Annotated in this window: 8 protein-coding genes; 4 read left to right on the top strand and 4 right to left on the bottom strand. The window is 39.5% G+C overall.

Going from position 1 to position 7,633, the window contains the following annotated elements; genetic code table 11:
- Positions 1-118: 118 nt before the first annotated feature.
- Positions 119-1,132: a hypothetical protein gene (locus PN497_RS22525; protein ID WP_096567281.1), complete on the bottom strand. Its 1,014-nt coding sequence runs from the start codon at positions 1,130-1,132 to the stop codon at positions 119-121.
- A gap of 236 nt (positions 1,133-1,368) precedes the next feature.
- Between PN497_RS22525 and PN497_RS22520 the strand changes: the two genes are divergently transcribed.
- From PN497_RS22520 to moaA, 3 genes are all read left to right on the top strand, one after another.
- The gene (locus PN497_RS22520) at positions 1,369-1,722 is read left to right on the top strand and encodes a BrnT family toxin (protein WP_272110881.1); all 354 of its coding nucleotides are present in this window, start codon (positions 1,369-1,371) and stop codon (positions 1,720-1,722) included.
- Positions 1,688-1,942, top strand: coding sequence for a CopG family antitoxin (locus tag PN497_RS22515; RefSeq protein ID WP_096567279.1), 255 nt, complete (start codon positions 1,688-1,690; stop codon positions 1,940-1,942). Before PN497_RS22520 ends, PN497_RS22515 begins: the two co-directional genes overlap by 35 nt.
- Positions 1,943-2,139: 197 nt before the next feature.
- The gene (gene moaA / locus PN497_RS22510; protein ID WP_096567277.1) at positions 2,140-3,126 is read left to right on the top strand and encodes a GTP 3',8-cyclase MoaA; all 987 of its coding nucleotides are present in this window, start codon (positions 2,140-2,142) and stop codon (positions 3,124-3,126) included.
- Between the two features lie 90 nt (positions 3,127-3,216).
- On the opposite strand, the gene rpsD is transcribed toward moaA, so the two are convergent.
- A complete protein-coding gene (gene rpsD / locus PN497_RS22505) occupies positions 3,217-3,825 on the bottom strand; it encodes a 30S ribosomal protein S4 (RefSeq protein WP_096567275.1) in 609 nt (202 codons plus the stop codon).
- 293 nt (positions 3,826-4,118) lie between these two features.
- Between rpsD and PN497_RS22500 the strand changes: the two genes are divergently transcribed.
- Entirely contained in the window at positions 4,119-4,730 is a 612-nt protein-coding gene (locus tag PN497_RS22500) for a hypothetical protein (RefSeq protein ID WP_096567274.1), read from the top strand.
- Positions 4,731-4,873: 143 nt separating this feature from the next.
- On the opposite strand, the gene hetR is transcribed toward PN497_RS22500, so the two are convergent.
- Positions 4,874-5,773 (bottom strand): heterocyst differentiation master regulator HetR, encoded by a 900-nt coding sequence (hetR, locus tag PN497_RS22495; protein ID WP_096567272.1) that lies wholly within the window; start codon positions 5,771-5,773, stop codon positions 4,874-4,876.
- A 567-nt stretch (positions 5,774-6,340) separates the two neighbouring features.
- The coding region (locus tag PN497_RS22490) for an EamA family transporter (RefSeq protein WP_272110879.1) at positions 6,341-7,633 on the bottom strand (1,293 nt) is incomplete at its 5' end.

The raw sequence follows: 7,633 nt of genomic DNA, 5'->3' as shown, positions 1-7,633 counted from the left end.
GGTAATTCAATTTTGGATTTTGGATTTTGGATTTTGTTCACTCCAATCTAAAATCTAAAATCTAAAATCTAAAATTTTCTTCCCCAGTCCCCAGTCCCCAGTCCCCAGTCCCCAGTCCCTAATTAGTCTCCTGAATCTGTAACCTAATAGTATGATCAGTTGCACCACTGAGTTTAATTTCCATGACTTCCCCTCCCAGTGGTTCAACACAACCCAGGAGCGATCGCAAATTTGGTGTACTCGCTCCAGTATCAACATACAATCTATCAGCTAAGTTACTGATTTTCTTCCAAGTCATGTATAACTTAGCTATACCTTGTTCCATTTGGGATGCTTGATTTACCAAGTCTGCTGCTATACTTAAACAGCCGATTCTTTGAGCTTCTTCTAATGCAGTTTCAATATCCACATTTTCTTCTGTCAGTGCTTGCACCTGGACAGCAGATTTGAGATATTTTGCTAGTTGTCTAGCTTCTGTAGTGGCTTGTTTTAAAGTATCTACATCAGGATTTTCCGCTATTTCTCTCTGTAACGCCTTCTGGTGTAATTCTGGCAGTTTTTCCATTTCCTTCACCAGAGGGGCAATGTAGCGGGCAGGAAGGCTATTATCGGCGGCTTTTTCCTTGACTGGTTCAGGTAACAATTCTGAGGACATGGCTGTCCATTCATCCGTGAGTTGACGGACTTCTCTGCGGGTGATGCGATCGCCTTTTTGCGCTGCTTCACTTACCATCTGTTGTACTTCTGGTGCAGCTTTGGCGGTTTCTACAAATGCCCGTTTACTAAAGTTATTAACTGTACTGGGGTCCAGTTTACCATCTTCAATTAAGGTATCAGCACTATTAGCTAATTGAATCCAAGAATAAGCTTGAGTTTTACTAATTTCCCGTTCCTTCAACCATTTGAGGAAACCAGTACCGCGCCCATCTCCGCCTTTTTTCTCTCTGTCACGGATAGCGCGTAAAATTCGCCCCCGCCAAATTTCTGTTTGCAGATCAAAGCGATCGCATACTTGCCAAGCTACATCTAACTGCTGTAAAAAGTCAGACTCAGCAATTTCTTCATCTTCTGGATCTGGTAATTCAAAATCCAAGTCTACAGGCTGTTGCAGTGCAGCCGCAAGGTCATTCATAGAGTCGGTATCTTGCACGGTAGATAGCTGGTTGGTGGATGCGATCAACTCACTGTTACAAATTCTGAGTAATTACACAGGATCAGCAACAAGAAGCAGGTAAATATTATAGAGGAAAAATTTAAACTTGGATAAATTTTAAATGCCTTCAAGCTACTAAAGGCATAAATTCAAAATATTTGAGGACTTACCTATAGTACCAAAAATCTCCTGTAGGTTGCGTAAGATATGAAAAAATGGTTACATTTGTATATACAAAAGTTATTTTTAGAGTTATGATAGAAAGTGTCAATGGCTTTGATTGGGATGAAGGAAACTCTGCAAAATGCTGGAATCGTGTTTCTCAAGAAGAAATTGAGTATCTGTTTCAGCAGCCAGATGTTCTCATTACTCCAGATATCAAACACTCTGAAAATGAGGACAGGTATCTGCCTGTAGGGATTTCAAGTCAGAAAAGATATATTTTTGTGGCTTTTACATTCCGAAGTAAACAAGACAAAATACTCATTAGACCAATCAGCGCCATATATATGCACGACAAAGAGGTACGCTCCTATGAAGAAAATTTTCCCAAGAGTAAAAACAGATGAGGAAATCGAAGCATTATTAGAAGGTGATTTATCAGAGTATCTTCATCCTGAAAACTTTAAGCCTGTCACTTTTGAATTTAAACCTAAAGACAAAAGTGTTAGTGTAAGAATGTCTGAAGAGATGTTAGAGGCTGTTAAATCTGTTTCAAAAAAAGAAGGTATTCCTTATCAACGCTACATTAGACGCGCAATAGAAAGGTCGTTAGGTGCAGAATACTAAAATTTACTTAGGAGAGGTTTTCAACAACTCTCCTTATTTAATATCTAAAAACAGTATTTTGGCAATGACTAATCAACTAGATTTTTACCTATACAGCCATCGCATCACTGCTGTTTTGAAACATCTCAGCGCATAAAAAATATATTCTATATTCCCTTGGATTTCTACACTAGAAATTAGACTTCAACTCAACAAACATGAACCCAGTAGACTATCTTCGCATTAGTTTAATTGATCGCTGTAATTTCCGTTGTCTGTATTGTATGCCGGAAGGTGCAGAATTAGACTATATCCTGAAACAACAATTATTAACTGATGAGGAACTACTCACTCTTATTCAAGAAGTATTTATCCCTGTTGGTTTTACTCGCTTCCGCTTGACTGGTGGTGAACCTCTACTCCGTCCTGGTGTGGTGGAGTTGGTAAAAAAAATTGCCCATCTTCCCCAAACTCAAGATTTGGCAATGACTACTAATGGGTTTTTATTAGCTCCTATAGCTAAAAGTCTTTATGATGCAGGTTTAAGAAGAATTAATATTAGTTTAGATTCTCTTGATGCAGCTACTTTTGAGCAAATTATCGGTAATCATGGCCGTGGACGTTGGCAGCAAGTCTGGGATGGAATTCAAGCTGCTTATCATGTGGGTTTTGATCCGTTAAAGTTAAATGTGGTGATAATACCTGGCGTTAATGACCATGAAGTTTTGGATTTAGCTGCTTTAACGATTGATAAAAATTGGCACGTCCGATTTATTGAATTTATGCCTATTGGTAATGGTGACTTGTTTGGCGATCGCGGTTGGGTATCTTCTGCTGAGTTACGTGATCGCATTCGTCAACGTTGGGGCTTGACAGAATCTCAAGTTCGTGGTAATGGTCCAGCCGATGTATTTCAAATTCCCGGAGCAAAGGGAACACTGGGTTTTATTAGTCAAATGTCAGAGTGTTTTTGCGATCGCTGTAACCGAGTGCGTCTTTCTGCTGATGGTTGGTTACGTCCCTGCTTACTCAATGAAACTGGGCAAATTGATTTAAAATCTTCTTTACGTGCTGGTTGTAGCACTACTCTATTACAATCACAAGTCAGAGAACTATTAGCAATCAAATCAGAAATTAACTTTAAACAACGCGACTCAGGTACTGTCGGCACTTACACCCGTACCATGTCGCAAATAGGAGGTTAACCTAATTTTAGATTTTAGATTTTGGATTGTGGATTCAAAGAACAACAACTATTCCAATCCAAAATCGTCAATCCAAAATCCAAAATTGAATTATGCTTGACGTGAGTAATATTCCACAACCAGCAGTTCATTAACTTGGAGTGCTACCCATTCTCTTTCAATCACACTATTGACTTTACCAGTCAATTTGTTTTTATCAAATTCCAGGTGATTGGGAAGGTTAGCTAAACCGGGATACTGTAAGTTAGCTTCTACCAATTTTTTGGATGCTTCTTTATCTCTCACACCAATTGCTTCACCGGGACGGCACTGATAGCTGGCGATATTCACTACACGACCATTAACGGTAACGTGACCGTGATTCACCAGTTGACGTGCTGCGGGAATAGTGGGAGCCATACCCATGCGAAAAACTGTATTATCTAAACGCATTTCCAGCAATTGCAGCAATACTTGTCCGGTAGAACCAGTCACTCTTCTGGCTTTACGAACATAGCGGAGCATTTGCTTTTCTGTTAAACCGTAGTTTAAGCGAAGTTTTTGCTTTTCTTCTAGACGGATAGCATACTCAGACCGTTTTTTGCGGTTTTGACCATGTTGACCTGGTGCATAGGCACGTCTAGCACTTTTGCGAGTTAATCCTGGTAATTCGCCCAAGCGGCGGACAATTCTGAGGCGCGGACCTCTATATCGGGACATGAGTTTCCTTATTTAATCCTGTTTAAACTTTACCCAAATATTCTATTATCACATAACTCTTAGCAATTAGCTAGAGTATTTTTGGTTAAATAATAAATACAGCAGATGGCAGATCAATGAGGTACAGAATCAAAATTGCAACCTAGACACCACTAGAGTTTTACTCCTGACTCCTGACTCCTGCTGTATCAGACTTTTGGAAGTATTTGGGTACTGACAATGAAATTCCTTGATAATAGAGGAGTTTCAGCAAATTCTAAGTTAGCATAACTTTGGGTGTTTGGAGAATAGCAATGTTAAAACGCAAAAAAGAAATTAGCAGTTTTTATCACTACAAAAGTAGTCATTTCTGGAAAATGTTCACAATTCCAGTGATGGCGATCGCCGGACTATGGACAAATATCTTGCCAAGTCAAGCTGTGATAAGTTCCTATAGAAATGATTACCGTGCTTGTGCTGCTCAATTATTAAGTGCAGGAGTGACAGCACAAGCAGCATCTCAAGGTTGTGCTACAACCATGCGACCAAGAGAGTTATCTACTTGTGTAGCTAAAATTACCAAACAAACAGAAATTACCCCAGTTGATGCGCTTTATTCCTGTAGTCAAGCCCGTCGTGCAGAAGATTTTGCTACCTGCGTAGTCGGCATTAGCAAGAGTACCCAACAGGCAATTAACCAAGCTGTTTTAAGCTACTGTGGACGCAGTTTATTACCTGTTACCTTTGCTGAGTGTGTGGTTGGTTTACGCAAAGAAATTAATTTAACCCCGATTGAGTCTTTAGACCGATGTATTGATGCCAGTTACCGTTCTATTAGTATTGGGGCTGGATCTACAACACGGCCGGGATTAATACCACCTTTTCAGACACTGCCTATCCCATCAACTCCTGAAGGTAGCATTTAAGTAGGGTTTGCTGAAAAAGTCCTTTCGTTGAGGCAGGGAACATTTGACTTTTGACTTTTGACTTTTGACTTCCGCGAAGCGGTAATAGTTGGCTCAAGGTAATATCAGCAAAAATTAGAAGATAACTTCTAACTTTTGTTGATTTAGTCATCTTGATTACCAAAAGCCATTTGTAAAATCATGGGTGTACCGCCATCGCAGTGATATTTATCAGCCCAAGCGCGGATAATTTCATCCAATTCTTCCATCGCTTCCTGCATTTTTTCCAGAGGAATATCCAGTTCTTCTACAGCACGCATAGAATTGGCTTTCCTTTCTGCCCAGTTTTTCATCATCCGAAAATAACGAGCAGTATCTTCGACCATTGTGTAAGTACGTTCTTGGTCGTCTGCTGGGGCATAAAAGGGACGAGTTAGGGCATAAAAGGGCATTCCCCAAGGTGAATCAATGCGTGTCACAGTGCCTGAGTAGAGTAGACGACGTTTGATATGCTCTGCCAAGGCTTCACTCAGAGGCATTTGATGATGCTGGGGTAACTCTTCTTGCGATCGCTTGTGTAGAAATTCAATTAGCTCTAAAAATTCAAAGGAAGTAACTAACTGAGCGTCAGGCAGATTTTTAGGCAGCTTGCGCTCGATTTGTTTTTTCTCCTCACTGGTGAGACTTGTACCAGGAACACGAGACCTTCCTGGTTGCCAAGGATATTTTTCCATCCACACATAAGGCAATTGAATCAAATAGCGAGGTTCTTGGGAACCCAGCATTTTTAGCAATTTACCCTCAGTCAGAGCTTGTCTTACTTCCTCAACAATAATTTTGACTCGCTTCGGCTCCAAGTGGTGCAAATGCCCCGTCATTCGCAGGTTTTGTCCCTGTTCTAGATAGGTCATATAAATTGCACACTTAGCTGCTGTTGCGGCTGCATCTAAAAATGCTCCATGCCTATGGCCACTTGTACGCATGGCACTAAAAGCTAGATAAAGCATGATCTGATCCATCGCACTTGGACCAAGACGTTTGATCAGATCTATGTCGTTAGTCATATTCACAGACAGATGAATGGCACGTTTACGAAAAAATAGTAGTCAAATTTAAACTACCTATTATACACCAAATTGTAATTTTTGTCTTCACTCTCAATGGAGATTTGTTATGGTTTCACCATAAAATAACTATGGTGCTAAATTACCTTGGGTGTAATCATTAATTTTGAACAGTAAAAGAAAGGCTCACCAATAATAACATCAGGTTAACAAAATTGATGGCGTAGCGTGCTGGAGGCATAGCTTTCGGACATAACATAATGTTTAGGGTTTCAGCGATAGGTTATCACCCAAATGCTTCGCCCCTACAAGGTAAAAACAGATTACCTAGCATTACTGAATCTACGCTCTAGGCTGTTGACTTAATCAAACCAACCCTTAGTCTAGCATCAACTTGATCTAAATTGAAGAATATGCACATTACTGGAGGTTTAACTCATACCAATTTCTAATTTTACATTAAGACATTCAGACTTAATTGGGTATTTCCTGGTTAAATCTGTGGAAATATAAAATTATGGTATAAATTTTCAAGTATTTGTACATAGTTTAATTGTTTTTAATCATTTAATTTTTGGCACTGGAAGATTTAACCTTTTGCATTTTTTCCCAGCTGATAGCAACTGCGCCACCAGTTACCAATAAAACTCCCAGAATTTGCAGAAGATCCAATTTTTCTTGAATCATTAATCCAGCGAAAATTACTGTGAAAACTGGGACAACAGCACCAATGATAGCGGAGCGTTGTCCTCCTAATTTGCGAATGCCAAAATTGTTGAATAAATAGCCGCAAAGAGTGAGGACACCTAACATAAAAGCACTTAAAATCACTTCCAATAAATTGGATGATCTAATGGCTAAACTCCAATCACTTGGTAAAGGTACTAATAAGCAAACAAAGCTGAATAACAACATGGTTGCGAAATTAATTAAAGCAAAAGAAACTGGATGCAGTTTCGGAGCGGATAACCTAGTAAGAATTACGTATACAGAAAAAGCTATTCCGGACATAATTCCAGAAATAATTCCTAAAGAGGTATTATTAATACCAGTTGAATAACTACCCAAGATTAATAATTGACCACAAAAAATGCTAGAAATCGCACTAAAACTTAATAAGCCAGGACGCTCACGAAAGAGAAACCAAGCTAAGAGTACAGTGATCATGGGATAGATAAAAAACAGAGCGATCGCTACTCCAGTTGTTACTTGACCAATAGCAATGTAAATTAAAACTTGGGACAAAAATAAAAAGCCACCACTCACAACCGACAACAGTAATACCTGTTTTGTGTTTGTTTTCTTAGCAGCAGCATTTCTGCTAACTGAATCAAATAGACTTTGTAAGTCTTGCCAAACTGGAGGGTGCAAAATAGGAGCTAAAAGTAACATTAAAGGTACAACCACCAATAATCTCAGCATCAAGATTAAGAAAATATTTCCCAATGTTGGTGACATTAACTGTTGTGTCTGGAAGTTTCCTAACAGATCAGAACCTTGATAGAACAGCGCCTTGACAACAACGTTGTAAAGGGATGACATCACCGTTGACAACACAACCAACAGGAAACCTATCTGAACTGAAGATGAGTTTGGGGAACTTGGAGGTTTTTGTTGTCGGGGTGTTACTTCCTGCTGTATTTGTTGGGGAGAGTATGGGTTTAATTTTGCTGGGGAAGACTCAGGAACAAGGACAGAAACTGGTTTTGGTGGATTTTCTGAAGTTGGGGTTTCTGGTGTTTCTGAGCTTAAAGACTCAGGAACAAGCACAGAAATTGGTTCTGGTGGATGTTCTGAAGTTGGGGTTTCTGGTGTTTCTGAGGTTAAAGACTCAGGAACAAGCACAGAAACTGGTTCTGG

It is taken from the genome of Sphaerospermopsis kisseleviana CS-549 (assembly GCF_028329225.1).
Taxonomy (GTDB): domain Bacteria; phylum Cyanobacteriota; class Cyanobacteriia; order Cyanobacteriales; family Nostocaceae; genus Sphaerospermopsis; species Sphaerospermopsis kisseleviana.
The sequence above is the reverse complement of the archived record's forward strand: the minus strand, read 5'-3'. Positions and strand labels throughout refer to the sequence as shown.